The sequence below is a fragment of the Exiguobacterium sp. RM11 genome (assembly GCF_059821525.1).
In genome coordinates this window covers 1,039,014-1,060,789 of sequence record NZ_CM187558.1, presented here as the reverse complement: position 1 = coordinate 1,060,789, position 21,776 = coordinate 1,039,014, and the positions used below count along the sequence as shown (strand labels likewise).

The following is a 21,776-nucleotide window of genomic DNA, read 5'->3' as shown; positions in this document are numbered from 1 at the left end:
CCTTAAAATTCTCGGACGCGAATGACGCCCTTGATGTCATACAGTGCATGAATCGATAACGGTTCATGTTCGTTGTTGTCTAAATCAATCAATGTATAGGCCATCTCGCCTCGGCTACGGTTGATCATGTTATCGATGTTCAATCCATGTGAGGCGAGTTCTCCCGTAATTTGTCCGACCATGTTCGGCACATTTTGATGCAAAATCGCGAGGCGACGTTTGCCGGTATACGGAAGTTCCGCATTTGGGAAGTTGGCGGACGAACGGATGTTACCGGTCTCCAGATATAACTTCAGCGTCTCGACGGCTTGAATGGCACAGTTGACTTCTGATTCCTTTGTCGAGGCACCGAGATGAGGCAATGCCATCACTTGAGGATGTCCGATGAGCGAGTGTCTAGGGAAGTCGGTGATGTATAGCCCGACGTGATGATGGAATGCTTCAACTAAATCAGCATCCTTCACGAGCTCTCCACGTGCGAAATTCAAAACGGTCATCCCTGGCTTCATCCGCTCGAACCAACTCCGGTCGATACTGAAGCGCGTCTCTTTCGTCAGCGGCATATGAATCGACAAGAGATCAACAGACCCTAGAACCTCACTCAAATGCTTGGCGCGTGTGACGTGTTTTGAAATATTCCAAGCGGCATCAACCGAGAGATGGGGATCATATCCGATGACATCGACCCCAAGTTGGAGAAGGTCATTGGCAAGTGAAGCCCCAATGGCCCCAAGCCCGATGATCCCTACTTTCTTCCCCCGTAACTCGGCCCCGAGGAACTGCCGTTTCTGTTGCTCCATCGCTTCTTCCAACTGAGATTGTGACTCGACCGCCTGTTCATTTACCCAGTTGAAACCTTTGACGATCGGTCTGACCGAGAGAATCATGCTGGCCAAGACGAGTTCTTTCACCGCATTCGCATTCGCACCAGGAGTATGAAACGCCACGACTCCTTGTTTCGCCAGTTGATCAAGCGGGAGATTATTGACTCCGGCACCTGCCCTTGCAATGGCGAGCAGATGGGGCGGAATTGCTTCATCGTGCACGTTATGACTTCTGAGTACCCAAGCATCGGCCTGTTCTGAAGCATTGATGATATATTCATTCGGCTCAAATCGTTTCAGACCCGCTGTAGCGATTTGGTTAAATGTTTTGATGTGATACATTGTTCTCCTCCTCAAATGCTCTCATGACGTCGACAAGGCGCACAGCACCTTCTTTTGGCATCGCGTTATAAAGACTCGCCCTCAGACCACCGACGGAACGATGACCGCCGAGTTCGAGTAATCCGCGTTCAAGGGCAAATTGTTCAAAGCCCATGTCTCGATTACGGTCACCCGTCGTGAACGGGATGTTCGTTAAGGAGCGGCGTTCTCCCGATACGAGAGAAGAAAATACATTCGATTGTTCAAGGAACGAATAGACCGTATCGCTTTTTTCACGATTCAGTTGCTCCATCGCCTCGACACCTCCTTGATCTTCGACCCACTTGAGGACACGTTCTGCCGCATACATACTGAACGTCGACGGCGTATTGAATAACGTATCGACATGAGACGCGTAATGAAGATAACTTGGTAGCTCGATCGACTGAATCAAGTCGCGGTGTATGATGACGACCGTCAGTCCTGCTGGACCAATATTTTTCTGGGCACCAGCATAGATCATCCCGAAGCGCTCAACGTCGATGTGCTCGGCAAGAATGTTCGAAGAAGCATCCGCAATGAGTGGGACATCCGTTTCGGGTATAGTCGTGAATCGGGTTCCTTCAATCGTATTGTTTAATGTCACATGTAGATAGTCGACATCTTGAGCGAGTCTCGGTTCAAATGACATCCCACCCGCCTCATCTATGAGTGGATGGATGACGTCGACCTGCCCGAAGTGCCTAGCATCTTCCATCGCTTTTTTAGACCAAATCCCTGTATCGACATAGGCGAATCGATTTCGATTCCGTAAATTCATCGGGATCATGGAAAACTGCAGTGTCGCCCCACCTTGCAACCAAAGAACGGCATAGTTCTCAGGAATATGCATGAGTCTTCTGAGTCTTGCCTCGAGCGAGTCGACCACTTGTTGGAATGACTCTGAACGATGACTCGTTTCGATAATCGAGACCCCTTCATATTCGAACGTCAGGAGATGTTGTTGAATCTCTTGCATCACTTCTTTTGGTAGCATGCCGGGACCCGCAGAGTATGTATACGTCGACACGGTGTTTCCTCCTCTTTTGTCTGTCTAAGGGTGTACTCTTCCTTAAAAGAAGTGCCATTTCCTGCCTAAACAAAAAAATCACCCCGATTCGAACATCAGGGTGATTCAATCCAATTATTCTTCGTCCATCGATAGAACGGACATGAACGCTTCTTGCGGGACTTCGACAGACCCGACCATCTTCATGCGCTTCTTACCTTCTTTTTGTTTCTCAAGGAGTTTTCGCTTACGCGAGATGTCTCCCCCATAACATTTAGCCAAAACGTTTTTACGAAGTGCTTTGATTGTCGAACGTGCGACAATTTTTGTTCCGACGGCAGCTTGTACCGGGACTTCGAACTGCATCCGCGGGATGAGTGCTTTCAACTTCTCGACGATCACTTTTCCGCGCTCATACGCAAAGTCACGGTGAACGATGAAGCTGAGGGCATCGACCACTTCGTTGTTGAGCAAGATGTCCATCTTCACGAGACGTGATTGACGATAGCCGATCAACTCATAATCGAGAGACGCATACCCTTTCGTGCTCGACTTCAATTGATCGAAGAAGTCATAGACGATTTCACTCAGTGGGATCTCATACGTGATTTTGACGCGTGTCGTGTCGATATACTGCATATCGATGAACGTCCCACGTTTCTTCTGGCAAAGTTCCATGATGGCCCCGACATAATCGTTCGGTGTCATGACGGCCGCTTTGACGTAAGGTTCTTCAATCGATTCCACTTTTTGTTGTTCCGGCATCTTCGATGGGTTATCAACGTGGACGACTTCTCCTGAAGTTGTCGTCACGTGATAGATAACCGATGGTGCCGTCGTGATCAAGTCGATCCCGAACTCACGCTCAATCCGTTCTTGGATGATTTCCATGTGAAGCATCCCTAGGAATCCACAACGGAAACCGAATCCGAGTGCCTGTGACGTCTCAGGTTCAAACTCGAGCGCGGCATCAGAAAGTTGAAGCTTTTCGAGTGCCTCACGAAGGTCGTTGTAGTTGGCTGCATCGATCGGATACAATCCACAGTACACCATCGGGTTCATTTTACGGTAACCCGGAAGCTGACTCGTGGCAGGATTTTTCGCAAGTGTGATCGTATCCCCGACACGAACATCTCCGACTGTTTTGATTGATGCAGAAAGTGTTCCTACATCACCGACGTTCAATTCTTTGACCGAGACAGGTTTCGGTGTCGATACACCGAGGTCCGTTACTTCGAACGTCTTCCCTGTCGCCATCATTTGAACTTTATCTCCTACTTTGACCGAACCGTTGACGATTCGAATCGATGCGACGACACCGCGGTAGGCATCATAGTATGAGTCGAAGATCAAAGCTTGTAACGGTTCTGACGGATCACCTGTCGGAGGTGGTACGAGTTCGACGATTTGCTCGAGAATCTCTTCGATTCCAATCCCTGCCTTGGCAGAAGTCGGGACCGCATCGCTTGCGTCGAGACCGATGACGTCTTCAATCTCTTGACGGACGCGATCGACATCCGCTGACGGCAAGTCGATTTTATTGATGACCGGAATAATTTCGAGGTCGTTATCGAGTGCTAAGTAAACGTTCGCAAGAGTCTGCGCTTCAATTCCTTGTGCCGCGTCGACGACGAGAATTGCACCTTCACATGCCGCAAGCGAACGCGACACTTCATACGTGAAGTCGACGTGTCCTGGCGTGTCAATCAAGTGAAGAATATACTCTTCTCCGTCTTTTGCCGTATAGTTCAATTTAACAGCGTTCAATTTAATTGTAATTCCACGCTCACGCTCTAAATCCATCGCGTCAAGCGTCTGCTCTTTCATCTCACGAGCCGTGAGTGCACCAGTTTTCTCAAGAATCCGGTCAGCGAGTGTCGACTTTCCATGATCGATGTGAGCGATAATCGAAAAGTTACGAATCTTCTTCTGACGATTCTCTAATTCTTGTTTATTCATATATGGGTTCACCTATCCTTCTCATGCATACCGTGTCATTATATCAAAATCCTAAAGTAATGTGTACGACCTACTACAACAATACCACATATAGTTTTCAGAATAATCATCAAGTGGTTGCTTTTCATATAACCGTTTGCTACAATTGTGCTTGTTCTGTTGAATGATTACTTGAAGTAATAAGAACATACACTTTCTTGTTTCAGGAGGTGACAAACAATGGCAAACATCAAATCAGCAATCAAACGTGCAAAAACTTCTGAAAAACGTCGTGTTGCGAACTCTCAAGAGAAAGCGGCAATGCGTACAGCAGTAAAACGTGTTGATGCTCTCGTACTCGAAGGAAACAAAGAAGCTGCTCAAGAAGCTTTCGTCCTCGCTACGAAGAAGCTCGACAAGGCTGCATCAAAAGGCCTTATCCACAAAAACAAAGCAGGTCGTGATAAATCACGCCTCGCAGCTCGTATCGCTGCTCTCTAATTAGAGACCAAACGAAACAGCCGCCTCCTACTCGGAGCCGGCTGTTTTTTTGTATACCATGACATAGTGAGGACCAATTCCAGGAATATCGAACGGTTCACCAATTCGTTCGAGACCATTCCGTTCGTAGAAGCGAACGGCCACTTCTCGGGCGTTACACCACCACGAGCTATCTAACTCTTCATGTAACGCCTGTAAGAAATGCGACCCGATTCCTTGTCCGGCTAGATCCGGATCCGTCGCCATTCCCCGAAGTTGATACGGCACCGACTCGCCTTCGATTTCTCTTGATGACAACATGACAGTCGCGACCGATTGCACGTGCTCTCTTTCGACCCAAGCAAAATGACGTGTCGTCGACGACTCGTCCCCTTCAAAATAACAAGTCTCAATCCCTTTACCTGGTCTGAGTACAATATGTCGAAGTGGAATCACATCTTGTAGTAATACTTGTTTCAATCCCATATTCTCACCTCACAATAAAGCCAGTTGACAAACGAGTGTATCGAATACGATTTGTTTATCACCACGACCTGTTTTCATCGCTTCATCTGCATCTGCAATCAACGTCAACGCTTGCGCGAGCTGCGCTTCTGAAAAATTACGACTCGCTTGTGTTGCTAGTTTGACGGTATATGGATGAGCACCAATTTTTGAAGCGATTTGTTTTTCTCCGTACCCCGCTTCTGTCAACTGCTTTGATAGATACATGTTTCGGTATTGCCTTGCTAACAACCCGAGAAGTCCAATCAGTTCTTGTCCTTGCTTCTCTAAGTCACGTACTAACCGAAGCGCCGTATCTGCGCGTCGTTTGACGAGGAGCTCGGACAGCTGAAACACATTATCTTCTAGCGTACGTGGTACCAAATCATTCACGATGTCAATCGGAATCATCGCTCCTGTTCCAGCATATAACTGTAGCTTTTCTAATTCTCGGACTAATTTTCCCCAGTCATCCTGACATAAGAACAACAGTCGCTCCATGGTCGCACGTTCCATTTTTTGTTGTTCCTGACTAAGCGTATCATTCACATAACGCATCAATTCTGCTTGGCTCGGCTTTTTCGCTTCGAGTACGATGGCCCGTTCTTTCAATCGTTTTACGATTTTTTTACGTTCATCGAGTTTTTCTGACTCGACAATGAGGACGAGGACCGAGTAAGTCGCAGGCTGAACGACATATTCGGCGAGACGGTCGACGTTATGCTTTTGCTTTTCTTTCGCTCCCGTCAAAAATTGGGCATTCTTGACGATGACTGTCCGAAATTCACTGAAAAAAGGGACCGTTTCCGCTTCATCGAGCGCAGTATCTAATGACGTCTCTTGGAGATCGAGTTGCATGACATCAAATTGATCACCGGATGGGTTGGCCGCCTTCACGATTCCACGTTCCCAATTCTCTAATAAATACTTTTCAGTTCCATGGAGAACATAGACGCTCGCTAGTTTACCATTATGTAACCACGGTTCATTCAAAACACACACCACTTTCACAATTTATTCTCATCTAAACATAGATTATCTTCGCATGATTCGCTATACTTATAAAGGAAGTATGATAAGGAGGGACCTAATATGCAAATCAACTCTGTACGCCCACCGAGTGAAAACCCGTTTGAAAATGACGTTCAATGCAAACGTAATGACGCGATCGACTCTGCGATCGGCTTCATCGTCCCATTTGGCTTTTTCTTCACGATTTTCTTCATCGGTGTCATCATCAAGTTCTTAAGCCTATAAGTTTTCAAACGATTGCCCCGGGGGAGCAATCGTTTTTTAGTGTATCATATTTATTCACGTGCTAGTCGATGATCCCCCGACACATTCTTTTTTCACAGATGATCATCCCATCGAGATCCGTTCGCAACAAGCGACGTCCGAAAATCCGGTCTAACGTCTCCTGATGTGGGTGGCCATAACGATTGTTCGCTCCGACGCTCGCAATCACCCATTCCGGATCGATTCGCTCGAGTAGCTCTTCCCCTGACGACGTATTCGATCCATGATGCCCTAACTTAAACACGTCGACATCCACCGTCGGTAAGTTAGTCTCTTCTTCTATAGGCAAATCCCCTGTCAATAAGTACCGCATGCCACCTACGTTCATATAGAGGCTGATCGAATGATCATTTTCATCTTCATGCACTTTAGTCGGTGAGACAATCCATATCCAAGACATCGGTCGATTTCCTGCCTCGAGATAGCGAATGGATGCCCCGTAATTCGTCGCCAACTGAAGAATCTCCTCACGCTTCTCCGCATTCGCCACTTCTTTCGATAACCAAATCTCCTTTACATGCACGAGCTTCAACAATCCTTCTAAACCACCGATGTGGTCATGGTCCGCATGCGTCAAGAGAACAAAATCAAGTGCACGCTCCCCACGCTTCCATATATATGGAGCCACAACGTCTGCTCCCGGGTCATACACTGTCCGTTTTTGCTCGTTGGGATCCTGAAAGACGCCGCCGACATCAATCACACCGATTGTGTCTCCTGACTCTACAACAATCGCATCGCCTTGACCGACATCTAAAAATGTCACCCGTGGAGACTCTGCCCATTCGGCCCAACCGGCAACGAGGATACACGTCAACATGGCCATACACCATCCGAACCATCGCTTCCGTTGGACAAGAAGTAAACTTCCCCAAATCCCAATCCATAAAGCGACTTGCTGCGGAAATGTCAATTCATGCAACGGTAGCCATGGTCGATTCATATCATGCATGGAAAATATTCCGTTGATGGCGTCTAGGATCACCATGAATATCGGTGCAATTTCTGGAACGACCCAAACAATCAGTGCGAGCGGCATCATCACCCATGAAATGCAAAACGCCATGATGATATTGAAAAGAGGTGCAGCGACGGATAGAATCGGTTGAACTTGCCAAAGGACAAATAATCCAAATAGTTGGGCAAACACGGACAACTCCAACAACCCGGTCCACAGTTGTCTCGTGACCAACAAGAAGAACGTCATCCCGACCGTTAACTGAAACCCTAAGTTTGAGAGAAGGTGTGGTTGAAAGGCAAGCATGGCAGCTGCGCACCAACTTAAGAGACGAATCGGGTCCCTTACCGATACACCAAATAAAGAAAGGATGAGCAACACATCTGCCACGAGGACAGCTCGTGCGACCGGTGGTGAAAAACCAGTCAGCCATCCGAACGCCGTAATCGTCAATAGAATCAATACCGTCTTCGTCTCTCGTCGAATCGGGATTGGCCGAAACATTGCTCGAAGCGAGACAATCAGCATGGCGATATGCGAACCTGAGATGACGAGAAGATGCAGGAGACCCGTCACTCGATATGAGAAAGAAGTCTGTTCGTCGAGCATCCGGCTCTCACCGAACAGTAAGGCCTCTATGTATAGCGCGACATCGGCGCGATATTGTTGTTCAATCTGTTGGAGACGTCTTTCTTTCCACCTCAACATCCAACCGTCCATCCCCGCTGTCGGACGGCACTCGTCGATTCTCTTGATCTTTCCTTTAAAGGATAAGTCCGCGCTAGCCGCCCATTTCTGTTCGCCAAATCCCCCGATGTTCCGTAACGGCTGAAACGCTTCTTGTTCCATTTCTACGAGACACGTCTCACCAGGTCTACCAATCGAGAGCTCTCTCCCTCGCAACACACCTTGATGAGTCCCCACGTTCCCATATAATCGGGTCGTCTTCCCATTCTCTTTACGACTCTCAATCGAGAACACGATTGTGTCTGTCGGTGTCCATTCTGCCGAATCGGCATGTAGCCATGCAATCAGGATGAGGAAAATGACACCGAGTTTCGCATATAGATGTTGTCCACCTCGAGACGCGACATATAACACACCGGAAACGATTGTGACGAGGTAGATTCCTTCAGTTAATCCGGTCACCATCACTATCGCAAATAATGGAAATAACGGCATCTCATGGTACCAATAAGTAAGGTTTCATACTTTCTAATGTTTTCTCCCCAAATCCTTTCACATCACCTAAGTCCTCGTATGTTTTAAAGGGACCATTCTCTTTCAGGTGGTTCAAAATCGCGTCTGCTTTTGCAGGACCAATACCAGGGACCGACATCAACTCGTCTTTCGTGGCACTATTCACGTGTACCCCATTTGCTTCTAACTCTGTGCTAGGTACCTCTTGTGCAATCGGCGCTTCTCCTTTTTTCGGTACGATGATTTTTACACCGTCCACGAGTAGTTGTGCCAAGTTCAATTGTTCCGGGTCGGCTTCATCAGTTAATACGGCCAATGAGAGAACATCGCCGACTCTGGCACCTTCTGGTACGGTATAGACGTTCGGAGACTCGACTGCGCCTGTGACATAGACGACGATTTCTAATCGTTCTACTGTCTCAGCCGGAACTACTTCTTCTGATTCTACGATGAATTCATCGACGACACGTTCATCTGGCTCTTTACTATAAAATAAATAACCAACACCTAAAAACAGGACGACGACAACACCGATGATGACCTGCTTCCACTTTTCCAAGACGATTCTCCCCCTGTTTCGACTATTGTATCTAGTATGCCGAATCCAGCGTGACTGCACTTGTCCCGTTCCAGGTCTTAATCCATTCTCAACGGAGTCGTTTGCTTGCCTGCAACGTACTTGACCTTCATACAATCTGAAAGATAATCGCTCATTTTCTTGCGACAATAGAAGAAGGGGCCCAACATTCGAAACAGCAAAAAAACCGAAAACCAATGGGTGGTCTTCGGTCCTTCTGCATGAGGATCATTACTCTTCCTCGAAATGCTGAACTTGGTCAGCGAGTGCCGCAGCCTGTCCTTCTAGTTCTTGCATCAACGTAAAGATTTGATCAAAGCTTGCTTGTTGTTCTTTCATCGAGGCCGCCACTTCTTCATTTCCAGCTGCCAATTCTTCTGTCACGCCCGATACTTCCTCGACACGACGCAACACGTTGTTCACTTCACTACTAGATGTGCGCATCTCTTGCTCAATTGTACGGACGAACGAGGCGACATGGTCTGTACGTTCATGGATGCGGTTGAACGCTTCCTTCGTCAAACCGAATGCTTCAAACTGTGCTTCTTGTTCGCGTTTTGATTCGTTCACCGTTTCTGTCAATCGTACGACTTCTTGTTGAATCGTCTCCACGACATGGAAAATCGAGCGGGTTGCCTTATTGCTCTCTTCGGCCAACTTTTTAACCTCGCTCGCCACGACCGCGAATCCACGTCCTGCTTCACCGGCACGTGCCGCTTCAATCGCTGCGTTCAAGGCGAGTAAATTCGTCTGGGCCGCCACGTCTTCCACGAGCTTCGCCATCGATTCGATCTCCGCCGTCTGTCTAGCAAAATGATCCATCCTCGTGACAAGCACTTCATTTCGTTCGCTCGAGCGATCAAGGATGTGTTCCTGATCCGTCAACGTCTCAATCCCGGCCGCCACTTCTCGTGTCATCTCAGTCGTTTCTTCTGTCGTCTGTTTCGTTTGATTCAAGCTCGTCTCGAATGACGTCGCCATCGTATGGACCGAGCTGAGCGTCTCTTGCAATTCATTGGCGATGGACTGCGCACCATGCGCCATTTCATCCACTGCGTTCGTGATGTTTGACGTCGTGCTGACAACCGCTTCATTTTCAGCCGCTGCCGTTTCCGTCATCCCATTCACCTTCATCGATGTCACACGAATCGAACCGATAACCGTTTGCAGAGATGCTGTCATCTCGCGCATCGCGCGTTCAAGTCGTCCGATTTCGTCATTGCGATTCGATTCTGGCAATGTGACAAGACGTCCTGAAGCGATGGCTTCTGCGACTTTCACGTTGCGCTCGAGCGGACGTGTGATAGAACGCGCGAAGAAGAAGTTGTAAATGCCTAGCGCTAAGACAACGAGAATCGTTAACAAGATTGAGATGAATAATAGACGCTCTGTTTCATTTGCCGCCTCTACTTGAAGTGCCTCGTAGAACGAACCGTTCTTAGCAATCAGTGTGTTGATATCATTTAACAACCCTTCGAGCTTGGCAGCTTGTATCCGCGCTCCAATCCCACCTTCTAATGCAGACTCGACATCGTCGTTCACTTGTTCATACTTCGTCGTGGCACGTTCTAGATGATTCGAAAACTCTGGAATCAAGTAAGACTGTTTTAATTCATCAAACGTTTTCGCATTCGATACACGGATTCGCTCAAGTTGGACGAGTGTTGATTGATTCGATTGTTCGCCAAGCGACGTCCAGAGCGACTGTTCTTGTAAGAGTGACGTCTCAAGCTGAGACATTTCAATCATCTGACTCCCGTACTGTTCATTGTAAGTCTGCAGACGGTTCAAGGTCGACAAGACATAACTCATCATGAGAACGATCAAGACGACGGTGAACACCGTTGAGAAGATAAACCGTTTACGTAAACTCATTTTAGTGTCCCCTCTTTCAGTTGACGTTCGACCGATTCATACTGAGTTGTCTCATTCTCATCCCATTGAATGCGACGAAGTGGCGCTAAGCCGACGCCTCCTTCTTCAATACCAAGGATGACATGATCGTTGAACGGCTGTGTCGTCACACGACCTGCGATTTCAACGATCGCCAAATCGACTTGTTTCAACATCGAAGTCACGACCGCATCAGGTGCAATCATCGATTGATCGCTATCGACTCCGATTGCCTTAATCCCATACTTTTCAGCAGTCTCCAATACCCCGACTCCCGTTAGGCCAGCTGCCGCATAGAGAACGTCTGCGCCCTCTTTGATTTGTTTCTCAGCTAGTTCGCGTCCAAGCTCGGGTGAGGCAAAGTCGTTCGAGAAATCAACGAGCATCTCGACATCCTCGTTTACGGATTTTGCTCCACGCTCAAATCCTGCCTCGAATTTCTGAATGAGTTCAATATCCATCCCACCGATAAAACCGATTTTATCCGTCTCTGTCTCAAGACCAGCTACCGCACCCGCGAGCGCACTGCCTTCTCCTTCTTCAAACGTGACATTTAAAACGTTCGGTAACGCTGACACGCCATCAATGAGGGCAAATTGTTGATTCGGATGTTCTGCCGCCACCGTCTCAAGATCTTCCTGACACGCAAAACCGAGACCGACAATCACATCATGTCCCTCTTTGACCAACTCTTCAAACCCTGCCTGATATGTTTCTGTCTCGGATAACTCACGATAGTCGACGAACCATTCGCCCGTCTCACGTAACTCCCCCATGCCACGCATCGCCGCATCACTGAACGATTGGTCCCCGAGACCAACATCCGATAGGACGACGCCCATCGTCTGACGTTCTTCAACAGCGGCAGTCGGGTCATCGATGACCGACTGACAACCGGACAACCACAGTGAACAAGCAGTGATTGTACTGATGATTATGCTTTTCTTCATGTATTCCATACTCCCTCTCTCTATTGGTCTGACAACTCTTTTATCGACAGAGAAGACACGATTCTCCATCGTTATTTTTAAAAGTTGTGGGAATAAAATATCGGGACATCTGAGAATGTCAGATGTTTCAAAAGGGAATTTTTTCTAATTGTTGAATACACATATGAATGACTTTGATGACAAATCCGAAGGGATGATAAAGGAAATGATAGAAAAGATCATTCGACATAGTTGGAACGTCATATCTGGATTATTTGTTCTCTTGTTGTCACTTTGGTTGAGTGGTCCTGGTATAGCAGAGACAGACACCCCACAATATCGTTGGTATTTCATGCTTTGGTTTGTACTATGGACGGTCGGTTTGATCTTACAGTTCAGACCACGAACGAAATGGTTCGGTCTATTCATCACGTTCGTGCCGACATTGTATTATTTTATTTCCGTCCTAAAAGCATTTGAAGTCATTTCATACTAGTCAATCATGTACAAAAATCAGAGCCATAGACGATGTCTATGGCTCGTGTCAATTATTCTTTTGATGCAGCGACCGTCGTATCCGCTAACTCTCGCTCCGGTGCAGGTGCCTTCGCGACATTCCCTTTACCGGCAAAGTTCTCGAGCAAGTCTTTCATATCGATACCCGAAGAGGCTTTCAACGTTTGTTGCAATGAAGCCATAAGGTCCGTTGCATATCCCGTCACCTTCCCTGCTCCACCGTTTTGACCACCGCCTGTGTCGACGACCGTGATTTGATCGATGTTGCCAAGTGGTGCCGCAATTTCCTTCGCATAATCCGGAAGCATTTTGACGACCATATCGAGAATCGCTGCCTGCCCATATTGAGCGAACGCCTCGGCGATTTTCTCTTTCGCTTCCGCTTCCGCGAGACCCGTCAAGCGAATGATTTCAGCTTCCGCTTCACCTTTCGCGCGTTCAGAATCGGCTTCAGCAAGACCAGCCAAACGAACTCGTTCCGCATCCGCTTTCGCTTGTGCTTCGATGCGATATTTCTCGGCATCTGCGCTTGCGATTTGACGTGCTTTATCCGCAGCGGCCGATTGTTCGATTGAGTAACGGTCCGCATCGGCTTTTTTCTTCACTTCTGAATCATACTGTTTCTCACGACGCATGATTTCTTTCTCTTCGAGCTCGATTTGCTTTTGACGCTCGATGATTTGAACTTGCATTTGTTGTTCTGTAACTTCTTGTTTCGCACGTGCTTCTTCGAGCTCGTACGCTTGGTCGGCCCGGGCTTTGGCAACGTCTTGCTCGCGACGGTATGCCGCAATCCGGAGCTGATTCTCTTTCTCTGCTTCTGCGATTTCTGATGCTCGTTCTAACTCTGCTTTTTTCGCATCTTTCATCGCTTCCGCCTGTTTGATGCGCGTTTCTTTATCCGCTTCCGCTGTGGCGATATCGGCATCACGCTTCACTTGCGCGATACGAGGTTTACCGAGTGATTCTAAATAACCATTTTTATCTCGAACATCTTTGATTGTGAAGGAGACGATGACAAGTCCCATCTTCGCTAAGTCTTGAGAGGCGACGCGTTGGACTTCTTGAGAAAACTTGTCTCGGTTTTTGTAAATTTCTTCAACCGTCATCGAACCAAGAATAGATCGCAAATGACCCTCTAATACTTCTTTCGCCTCGTTTTCTCGTTCAACTTTCGGTTTTCCGAGGAACTGTTCTGCGGCTGTCGCAATTTCACTGATTGACCCGCCGATTTTAATGATGGCCGTTCCGTCCGCCATGACCGGTACACCTTGTTCGGTATACACTTCAGGCGTTGTGACCTCTAGCTTGCTAGAGAGTAAACTGAGTGGTTCTGCTTGTTGGAACACTGGGAGGACGAACGTTCCTCCACCACGAATGATTTTGACACGGTTACCCGAGGTGTCGCTATGTACATTTTTCTTGCCTAAATAACTACCTGTTACAATCAACGCTTCGTCAGGTCCGACCGTACGGTATTTCAAAACGAATACAAACACGAGTGCGAGGATGATGACCCCGACGATGATGCTGACTAAAATAGCCGTATTCATAAGTTATTTCTCCTCTCGAATCGTAGGTTCGTCATATGTCATGACGATGGCGATATTACTTTTCACTTCAATAATAATGACGCGATGGTCCGTGGAAATCGATGTCCCATCTAAACTTTGAGCTGTCTTCAAAAGGGACCCGGTCACTGTCTCAATCATAACTTCACCGTATCCGCCTTCTGGGATCGGTACTGTCAACCGTCCGATTTGTCCTACCAACGCTTCATCTGTCAATCCGATTGACTCTTCAGCATTGGATAATGGTAACAACACGAACAAATAGAGAAGTGTTGTCAGAGCGAGCGACCCGACCAATGCGACAGCAAGTCCAATCACCGGTGACACGTGCGCCAATGCGTTTAAAATGAGTCCGATTCCAGCACCGAGTGCTAAAAACGATAAAATAACTGCAGGGTTAAACCAGCCTTCAAACATGTCAAAAGCATCAGAGAACATCATATAGATGAAGGTTCCAAAACCAGCGATGATCAACACCCACCAGTACAGTTGATCGATTGCCTCCATTACCACCCCTCCTGTCGACGTTGCTGTTCCATAAATAACATACGTCGAAGTTGCTCGACTTCAAGGGCGAGCTGATCCTCAATCTTATCCCATTCGGATAGGGACGACGTAGATAGATCGTTCGCTTCCCGAACTCGACCAATCGATTGTTCAATGCGCCGTCGATTATATACATCGACGAGTTCTTGACGTTCGAGTCGCATCCGGTTTAAAAAATATTCAACTTCTTTTTGAACCTGAACCACTTGATCCGTTACGTCCTCAGAAGAATCTTGCATCAGCAGCCGACGCACTCTCACTTGATGAGCCACTAATTTGGCAATTCTCGCTTCGAGTTCGAGAATGTGCTTGTACAATTCCTCTACCTCATCTTGATTCGTGTCATCGCGCCACCACACGTCCATCTCACCTCACTTTACTCTAATCACTTTCATATACGATAAAACCTCATCATCGGTTTCAAAAAATCATAAAAAAATGTAAAATGAATTTGCCAGACAGAAAGGAAGTGCTCATTTTGGGCAACCAAGTCATCAAGCTATCAACTGCTGATCAAGAAAAACTAAAAACCATGTATCACAAGTATGCAGTCACCCCGCCTCCTTACGCGACTTTCAGTGCAAAAACCCCTGGATTTGTCGTCACGATTTATCAATCGGGTAAAGTGATGTTCCAAGGTAAAGATGCAGATTCCGAGGCAGTGAAATGGGGAACCCCTGCCAAGAAAAAACAAGCGTCTCCACCGAAGACGACATTACCTGAAGGCTTTTCGAATTGGTCTGTCATCGGGAGCGATGAAGTCGGAAAAGGGGATTATTTCGGACCACTCGTCGTCGTGTCTGCTTTTGTATCACGCGACCAGATTGCACTCGTCAAAGAGCTCGGTGTCAAAGACTCAAAACAGCTATCTGATCCTGAAATCATCCGAATCGCTAGAGATTTACATGCAGCCATTCCATATCAAAAGGCGACACTACACAACCCGACGTATAATAAGATGCAACGCACGATGACACAAGGCAAAATGACCGCCATCGCACATAACGCTGCACTTCATGCCTTGCTTGAAAAACTGGAACAGAAACCTGACGCCATCCTGATTGATCAATTTGCCGAAAAGTCGGTCTACTATCAACATCTACGGGCAGAGCGCGATGTCGTCCGTGATGACGTCTACTTTTCAACAAAAGCGGAAGGACTACATGTCGCAGTCGCCGCCGCTTCCATCTTAGCCCGCGCCTTTTTCTTAAAAGAGATGGACAAACTAAGTAAACAAGCCGGATTGACCCTTCCGAAAGGGGCAGGGGCAAAAGTCGACCAAGTGGCCGCTCAGATCATCCGACGTCATGGACAGGAATATTTACAAAAGATTGCTAAAGTCCATTTTGCCAACACAAAAAAAGCAATAAACTTAAACGAACGTCGTCTGTAGAGGTTCGATTTCAAATATGATATACTCATTTTATGGTTAAATGAACTTAAAATTTTTGGAGGATAGCGTTCATGTTGCATTATAAAACCTATACAATCAGCGATGACCATCCTTGGGTCGCCTTCATTCACGGAGCCGGTGGAAGTTTGTCGCATTGGTATCGTCAACTTCGCCCATTCCGTAAGAAATATAATGTGTTGCTCGTCGATTTACGTGGACACGGCGGTTCATACGATGCCGAACAATCGCTCAAACAACCGTTGAACGCCTATACGTTCGATGTCGTCGCAAAAGACGTCATCGAGGTCATGGATCACTTAGGTATCGAAAAAGGTCATATGGTCGGACTTTCTTTAGGTACGATTGTGATTCAGGCGATGTTTGAACATTATCCGGACCGGATTGCGTCGGTCGTCCTTGGAGGCGCCATCGTCAAATTCAACGTTCGTTCGACACTGCTCATTCGACTCGGTAGCCTCGTTCAAAATTTCGTACCCTATATGTGGTTATACAAATTGTTCGCTTGGATTTTACTGCCGAAAAAACGGCATAAAAAATCACGGATGATGTTTGTTCGTGACGCTGCGAATTTGTGTCAACGCGAATTTATTCGCTGGTTTAAGATGACTGAGAACATCAATCCATTATTAAATCAAATCACTTCGATTCAAACGAACGTCCCGATTTTATATATCATGGGCGATGAAGATTATATGTTCCTCGAAGCTGTGGAACGGACCGCAAAACACCAACCGACTGCCAATGTCGAAATCGTTGCAGACTCTGGTCACGTCGTGAATGTGGACCAACCCGAGCAATTCAATTCGTTGTCGATGAAATTCATCGATGATCAAATTCAAGCACGCTCTCTACAAATGAGCTGATTCAGGATGCCACCATACATCCTGAATTTTTTTCAGTTTATTTTCAGAAAATATTGATTATTACAAAAATAGATGGTATTCTTTAGCAAATCCAACAAAGAGGAGATGCTTGAGATGTTCAAACCCGTACATATGAACAGCCTGCTGATTATTATTCGACTGAGGGACTGAAATCGTTTTGTTTTTGAAAAACGACTTTTCAGGCCCTTGTTCCCGTGGTAATCGGACAGGCGCCTGCACATGTAACCCGCGCCTATCCTAATTGGATAGGTTTTTTTATTGGCACATAGACAAAGAGGAGATGATGGAAGTGAAGCAGTATATGATGGATCGAATGGTAAAAATTTCAGCAGGGATGGCAAACGCCGTTCTCGTCACGCTCGGTGTTGGTCTATTGATTGAGACGATCGGTAATTTGACCGGGGTCGCGATGCTCGTTCAAATCGGGCAAATTGCGAAATCTTTGTTGGCACCAGCACTAGGAGCCGGTGTTGCCTTTCAACTCGGTGGGAACACACTCATCTTGTTTAGCGCCATGATTGCCGCAACGATTGGCGGTGCTGCTTTAAAAGCGACCGAAAGTGGGCTCGTCCTCGTTCCAGGTCAACCGATTAGTGCATTGATTGCAGCTGCAGCAGCAGTATGGCTCGGTAAACGCGTTCTCGGAAAAACAAAGTTCGACATGATGGTCGTACCCGTAACAGCCGTTCTCGGAGGTGGAATCGTCGGTGTTGCCGCAGCGGCAGTCACGACTCCTCTCATCAACTCCATCAGTCAAGGAATCACAGCGTCCGTTGAAACGTCACCAATCGCGACATCTCTCGTCATCGCCCTTGTCTTCAGTGTCATGCTCATGTCACCTGCTTCATCGGCCGCACTCGCCATCGCTCTTCAATTAGACCCTGTCGCCAGTGCTGCCGCATTGATTGGTTGTTCTGCTCAGTTTGTCGGATTTACATTGATGGCGTATCGTCAAACGGATCCAGGTGGTTTGGTCGCTTCCTTCTTTGTCACGCCGAAAGTTCAGTTCCCGAACATCATCAAAAATCCGCGAATCGTCGTTCCACCATTCATTGCAGCGATGATCTCAGCACCGATTGCCACGTTAATGTTCTCATTACAAGTGCCGTATGAAATCGCCGGTCTCGGACTCAACTCTCTCATTGCCCCGCTTCAAATTTTAGCAGTACAAGGAATGGACGCGTTTCTCATCTTCACGATGACGGGTGTTGTTCTTCCTGCACTCATTACCTGGGCACTTTATCGTGTCACTAGTCTCGTCGGTTGGACGAAGTTCGGTGACCTTGCCCTTGAAATTCAATGAAATAAGGAGCGCTGTCCAAATCGGACAACGCTCCTTATTTTTACGCTCGTACTTCAGCGCCGTGTGCTGCACGGACCGCTTCGACGATTGTTTCATATGCTGCTGTTACTTCTTCATCTTGTAACGTTCGTGACGGGTCTTGGAACTTGAGTGAGAAGGCAATCGACTTCTCTTCTGGTCCAACATTCTCCCCTGTATATACGTCAAACAAGACGAGGTCGATCAAGAGTGGACCTGCCGCTTCACGGATTGTTTGCTCCACTGTGCCAGCCGGAATCGAACGTGGCAAGACGAGTGCCAAATCTCGTGAAATCGATGGATAACGTGGCACGTCTTGATATAGAAGCATCTCTTCCCCATTAAGTGCCAATAGGTCGAGTTCAAACACATACACTTCTTTCATCCCGTAGACTTCTTTTGACGTTCCTGGATGCACTTGTCCAACATAACCGATGACGTCACCGTTCATCAAAATGTTCGCCGTGCGACCTGGATGCATATCCGGCATCGATACCGCTTCATACGTGACGTCAAGACGAAGTGTTTGAACCAACGTGTCGACAATCCCTTTCGCAACAAAGTAGTCGACCGGAATCCGAGTGCCTTGTGAACGATGATCCATCCAAAGACCTGTGACAACTCCCGCCACCCGTTCTTTTTCACGTGGTAACGTATCACCTTGCTCTGTATAGACACGCCCTGTTTCGTAGAGTGCGACGTTTGATTGTTGACGCGCCGTGTTATAACGTGCCGCCTCTAACAACCCAGGGATGAGTGATGTACGAAGTACAGAGCGCTCTTCACTCATCGGCATCGCTAGACGGACGAGTTGATCGGCTTGACCACCAAAACGTGTCGCATGTGCCTCACTCGTTAATGAATAGGTGATCGCTTGTGATAGTCCGACACCTTGTAACATGCGGCGTGTCTTTCTGCGCAACACGTTGATTGCTGGTAAATAGCCTTTCGACTGAGATGCAGGTAACGTCGACGGGAGGCTGTCATATCCGTATAGACGCGCAACTTCTTCCGTGATGTCAGCTGGCAGCTCTAAGTCCGGACGACGAGAAGGGATATGGACACTCAATACATCATCGCCTTCTGTAGCTAGACCGAGACGTTCTAGAATACGTTCAATCGTTTGACGATCGAGTGTCATCCCTAAACGTTTATTGATGTAATCGATCGAGACTTCGATTTGACGAGCGCGTGACTCCTTTTCACCAGAAACAGTCGCTTCCCGAATCTCGCCTCCACCGAGCTCCACAATCAATTGAGCGGCACGGTCGAGCGCAAGCATGACACGTTCCGGGTCCACACCTTTTTCAAAACGAGCGCTTGAGTCAGAACGAAGACCGAGCGTACGGCTCGTCTTACGAACTGAAGCCGGATCAAAGTATGCTGACTCCAAGACGATATGTGTCGTAGAGGCGTCCACTTCAGTGTTCGCACCACCCATGACACCTGCGATTGCGACCGGTGTCTGACCATCTGTGATGACCATCATCGAAGCGTCGAGCGTACGTGTCACATCATCCAGTGTAACCATCTCTTCCCCATTCTCAGCCTGGCGGACCACAATCGATTGACCGAGTTTTTTCGCATCGAATGCGTGGAGCGGTTGACCAATCTCAAGCATCACGTAGTTCGTCACATCAACAATGTTATTGATTGGGCGAACGCCCTCTGCAATCAAGATGTTTTTAAGCCATTGTGGAGATTCTGCGATTGTGACTCCTCGTACTTCACGCGCCGCATAGTACGGGCAGTTCGGTGTAGCGAGTTCAATCGACACTTCAGACGCAGAAGAGGACGTGACATCTGCTTCTGGTAACGTGTACGGACGTTCTAGAATGGCCGCCACTTCATGAATGATTCCATAAAGGCTCAAACAGTCCGAACGGTTCGGCGTCAGGCCAAGCTCGATGACCTCATCATTTAAGTCGAGTAAGTCGAGTACGTCCGCTCCAACTTGGACATCTTCACGGAATGTGTGAATTCCGTCTTGCTCATCTTCTCGAATTTGCTTCTTCTCGAATCCGAGTTCCTCGAGCGAACAGATCATTCCTTGAGATTCGACACCGCGAAGTTTCGCCTTTTTAATTTTTAATCCCGGTAAACGTGCGCCAACTTTCGCCACGATGACGTGTTGACCTTCGCGTACGTTCGGTGCGCCACAGACGATTTGAACGGGATCACATTCGCCGATGTCTACTTTTGTCACGTTCAATTTATCCGCCTCTGGATGCTTCTCACATGAAAGCACACGACCGACGGCAATCCCGGAAAGTCCTTCTGCACGGTTTGTGACACTTTCCACTTCAATCCCGTTTTTTGTGATCAAGTCGCCAAGTGTTTCTCCGCTCAAATCTGACACATCAATATATTGATTCAACCATTTTTTTGATAGTAACATCTGTCTTCCTCCTTAGAATTGCTCGATGAAGCGTAAGTCGTTTGTGTAGAAGTGGCGGATGTCATCGACACCGTGTTTGAGCATCGCCATACGCTCAACACCGATTCCGAATGCGAATCCTGACACTTTTGACGAGTCATAGCCTGCCATCTCTAACACATGTGGATGTACCATCCCGCCTCCGAGAATTTCAATCCAGCCGGTTCCCTTACAGACGTTACAACCTTTTCCTCCACACTTGAAGCATGAAATATCAACTTCAACTGACGGTTCCGTGAATGGGAAGAAGCTTGGGCGAAGACGAATTTCACGTGCCTCACCGAATAATTGCTTCACGAACACTTCAAGCGTCCCTTTTAAGTCTGCCATCGAAATCGACTCATCGACGACTAACCCTTCGATTTGCATGAATTGATGCGAGTGCGTCGCGTCATCTTCATCACGACGATATACTTTTCCTGGGCAAATGATGCGAATCGGTTTCCCGTTCGCCTCTAACATCGTCCGTGCTTGTACAGGTGACGTATGTGTACGGAGCAACGTTTCCTCGGTAACATAGAACGAGTCTTGCATATCACGTGCTGGATGGTCTTTTGGCAAGTTGAGCATCTCAAAGTTGTACAAGTCCGTTTCGACTTCAGGACCTTCTGCAATCGTGTAACCAAGTCCGACGAATAAATCTTCCATCTCGTCGATGATCTGTTGCAAGAGATGACTGTGCCCTGGAGCCGATGTACGTCCCGGGAGCGTCACGTCAAGCGTTTCCGCTTTTAACTTCTCTTCCAGCTCGATTGCCTTCACTTCTTCGATTCGAGCGTCGAGCGTCGTTTGAATCGACGTTCGGACCGTGTTCGCCAATTCACCAATGACTGGACGTTCCTCTGCGGATAACTTACCCATCCCACGAAGTACCTCGGTCATCGGACCTTTTTTCCCTAAATATTTGATGCGGACGTCATTTAATGATTTTTGTGTGGATGCTTCTTTGATTTCTTCAAGTGCTTCCATTTGTAACTGTTCTAATTGCTCTTTCATCTGTTCACTTCCTCCTCTACATAAAAAAGTCCCTTCAGTCGTTGACTGAAGGGACGAATCATCGCGGTACCACCCTACTTGGCCAATAGTTGGCCCACTTGAGAGCATCGTTATCGAGATGCC

20 protein-coding genes are annotated in these 21,776 nt (G+C 47.5%); 6 read left to right on the top strand and 14 right to left on the bottom strand.

Features of this window, described 5'->3' with window-relative positions; translation table 11 throughout:
• Positions 1-2: 2 nt before the first annotated feature.
• The 3 genes from AC5LIL_RS05530 to lepA all read right to left on the bottom strand — a co-directional run bounded on the left by AC5LIL_RS05530 (position 3) and on the right by lepA (position 4,152).
• On the bottom strand, positions 3-1,166 hold the full coding sequence (locus tag AC5LIL_RS05530) for a phosphoglycerate dehydrogenase (RefSeq protein WP_214782265.1): 1,164 nt from the start codon (positions 1,164-1,166) through the stop codon (positions 3-5).
• Positions 1,144-2,214, bottom strand: a complete 1,071-nt coding sequence (serC, locus tag AC5LIL_RS05525) for a 3-phosphoserine/phosphohydroxythreonine transaminase (RefSeq protein ID WP_499825179.1) — start codon at positions 2,212-2,214, stop codon at positions 1,144-1,146. Before serC ends, AC5LIL_RS05530 begins: the two co-directional genes overlap by 23 nt.
• A gap of 114 nt (positions 2,215-2,328) precedes the next feature.
• A complete protein-coding gene (gene lepA / locus AC5LIL_RS05520; RefSeq protein WP_214693159.1) occupies positions 2,329-4,152 on the bottom strand; it encodes a translation elongation factor 4 in 1,824 nt (607 codons plus the stop codon).
• Positions 4,153-4,371: 219 nt separating this feature from the next.
• Here lepA and rpsT point away from each other — a divergent pair, with 219 nt between their 5' ends.
• Positions 4,372-4,632 (top strand): 30S ribosomal protein S20, encoded by a 261-nt coding sequence (gene rpsT, locus AC5LIL_RS05515; RefSeq protein WP_012726675.1) that lies wholly within the window; start codon positions 4,372-4,374, stop codon positions 4,630-4,632.
• A gap of 27 nt (positions 4,633-4,659) precedes the next feature.
• Here rpsT and AC5LIL_RS05510 read toward each other — a convergent pair whose 3' ends face one another.
• Both AC5LIL_RS05510 and holA read right to left on the bottom strand, forming a co-directional pair.
• The gene (locus tag AC5LIL_RS05510) at positions 4,660-5,097 is read right to left on the bottom strand and encodes a GNAT family N-acetyltransferase (RefSeq protein WP_214782259.1); all 438 of its coding nucleotides are present in this window, start codon (positions 5,095-5,097) and stop codon (positions 4,660-4,662) included.
• 9 nt (positions 5,098-5,106) lie between these two features.
• A complete protein-coding gene (gene holA, locus AC5LIL_RS05505) occupies positions 5,107-6,117 on the bottom strand; it encodes a DNA polymerase III subunit delta (RefSeq protein ID WP_353047509.1) in 1,011 nt (336 codons plus the stop codon).
• Positions 6,118-6,207: 90 nt separating this feature from the next.
• On the opposite strand from holA, the gene AC5LIL_RS05500 reads away from it, so the two are divergent.
• Positions 6,208-6,372 carry a YqzM family protein gene (locus AC5LIL_RS05500; protein ID WP_012726678.1) on the top strand — a complete coding sequence of 55 codons (165 nt, stop codon included), beginning with the start codon at positions 6,208-6,210 and terminating at the stop codon, positions 6,370-6,372.
• A 61-nt stretch (positions 6,373-6,433) separates the two neighbouring features.
• Here the strand turns inward: AC5LIL_RS05500 and AC5LIL_RS05495 are convergent, their stop codons facing one another.
• The 4 genes from AC5LIL_RS05495 to AC5LIL_RS05480 form a co-directional block, all read right to left on the bottom strand.
• The gene (locus AC5LIL_RS05495) at positions 6,434-8,551 is read right to left on the bottom strand and encodes a DNA internalization-related competence protein ComEC/Rec2 (RefSeq protein WP_499825178.1); all 2,118 of its coding nucleotides are present in this window, start codon (positions 8,549-8,551) and stop codon (positions 6,434-6,436) included.
• Position 8,552: 1 nt separating this feature from the next.
• Complete coding sequence (locus AC5LIL_RS05490; RefSeq protein ID WP_214782250.1) at positions 8,553-9,128, bottom strand: helix-hairpin-helix domain-containing protein; 576 nt, start codon at positions 9,126-9,128, stop codon at positions 8,553-8,555.
• Positions 9,129-9,377: 249 nt separating this feature from the next.
• The gene (locus AC5LIL_RS05485; protein ID WP_499825177.1) at positions 9,378-11,021 is read right to left on the bottom strand and encodes a methyl-accepting chemotaxis protein; all 1,644 of its coding nucleotides are present in this window, start codon (positions 11,019-11,021) and stop codon (positions 9,378-9,380) included.
• Positions 11,018-11,989 (bottom strand): BMP family lipoprotein, encoded by a 972-nt coding sequence (locus AC5LIL_RS05480; protein WP_224861511.1) that lies wholly within the window; start codon positions 11,987-11,989, stop codon positions 11,018-11,020. Before AC5LIL_RS05480 ends, AC5LIL_RS05485 begins: the two co-directional genes overlap by 4 nt.
• Before the next feature lie 205 nt (positions 11,990-12,194).
• On the opposite strand from AC5LIL_RS05480, the gene AC5LIL_RS05475 reads away from it, so the two are divergent.
• Positions 12,195-12,464: a hypothetical protein gene (locus AC5LIL_RS05475; protein WP_224861514.1), complete on the top strand. Its 270-nt coding sequence runs from the start codon at positions 12,195-12,197 to the stop codon at positions 12,462-12,464.
• 52 nt (positions 12,465-12,516) lie between these two features.
• On the opposite strand, the gene floT is transcribed toward AC5LIL_RS05475, so the two are convergent.
• The 3 genes from floT to AC5LIL_RS05460 are packed head-to-tail and all read right to left on the bottom strand — an operon-like array spanning position 12,517 to position 14,966.
• On the bottom strand, positions 12,517-14,037 hold the full coding sequence (floT, locus tag AC5LIL_RS05470; protein ID WP_214693180.1) for a flotillin lipid rafts scaffold protein FloT: 1,521 nt from the start codon (positions 14,035-14,037) through the stop codon (positions 12,517-12,519).
• Positions 14,038-14,040: 3 nt separating this feature from the next.
• Positions 14,041-14,562 (bottom strand): NfeD family protein, encoded by a 522-nt coding sequence (locus AC5LIL_RS05465; RefSeq protein WP_214749289.1) that lies wholly within the window; start codon positions 14,560-14,562, stop codon positions 14,041-14,043.
• Complete coding sequence (locus AC5LIL_RS05460) at positions 14,562-14,966, bottom strand: hypothetical protein (RefSeq protein ID WP_251125544.1); 405 nt, start codon at positions 14,964-14,966, stop codon at positions 14,562-14,564. Before AC5LIL_RS05460 ends, AC5LIL_RS05465 begins: the two co-directional genes overlap by 1 nt.
• 113 nt (positions 14,967-15,079) lie before the next feature.
• On the opposite strand from AC5LIL_RS05460, the gene rnhC reads away from it, so the two are divergent.
• The 3 genes from rnhC to AC5LIL_RS05445 all read left to right on the top strand — a co-directional run bounded on the left by rnhC (position 15,080) and on the right by AC5LIL_RS05445 (position 18,202).
• Complete coding sequence (gene rnhC / locus AC5LIL_RS05455; RefSeq protein WP_481804548.1) at positions 15,080-15,994, top strand: ribonuclease HIII; 915 nt, start codon at positions 15,080-15,082, stop codon at positions 15,992-15,994.
• Positions 15,995-16,065: 71 nt separating this feature from the next.
• Positions 16,066-16,878, top strand: a complete 813-nt coding sequence (locus AC5LIL_RS05450; protein ID WP_499825173.1) for an alpha/beta fold hydrolase — start codon at positions 16,066-16,068, stop codon at positions 16,876-16,878.
• Positions 16,879-17,179: 301 nt separating this feature from the next.
• Positions 17,180-18,202: a PTS sugar transporter subunit IIC gene (locus AC5LIL_RS05445; RefSeq protein ID WP_499825171.1), complete on the top strand. Its 1,023-nt coding sequence runs from the start codon at positions 17,180-17,182 to the stop codon at positions 18,200-18,202.
• A 40-nt stretch (positions 18,203-18,242) separates the two neighbouring features.
• Here AC5LIL_RS05445 and pheT read toward each other — a convergent pair whose 3' ends face one another.
• On the bottom strand, positions 18,243-20,618 hold the full coding sequence (pheT, locus tag AC5LIL_RS05440) for a phenylalanine--tRNA ligase subunit beta (RefSeq protein ID WP_499825170.1): 2,376 nt from the start codon (positions 20,616-20,618) through the stop codon (positions 18,243-18,245).
• Between the two features lie 12 nt (positions 20,619-20,630).
• Entirely contained in the window at positions 20,631-21,653 is a 1,023-nt protein-coding gene (pheS, locus tag AC5LIL_RS05435; RefSeq protein ID WP_214782229.1) for a phenylalanine--tRNA ligase subunit alpha, read from the bottom strand.
• Positions 21,654-21,776 lie beyond the last annotated feature (123 nt).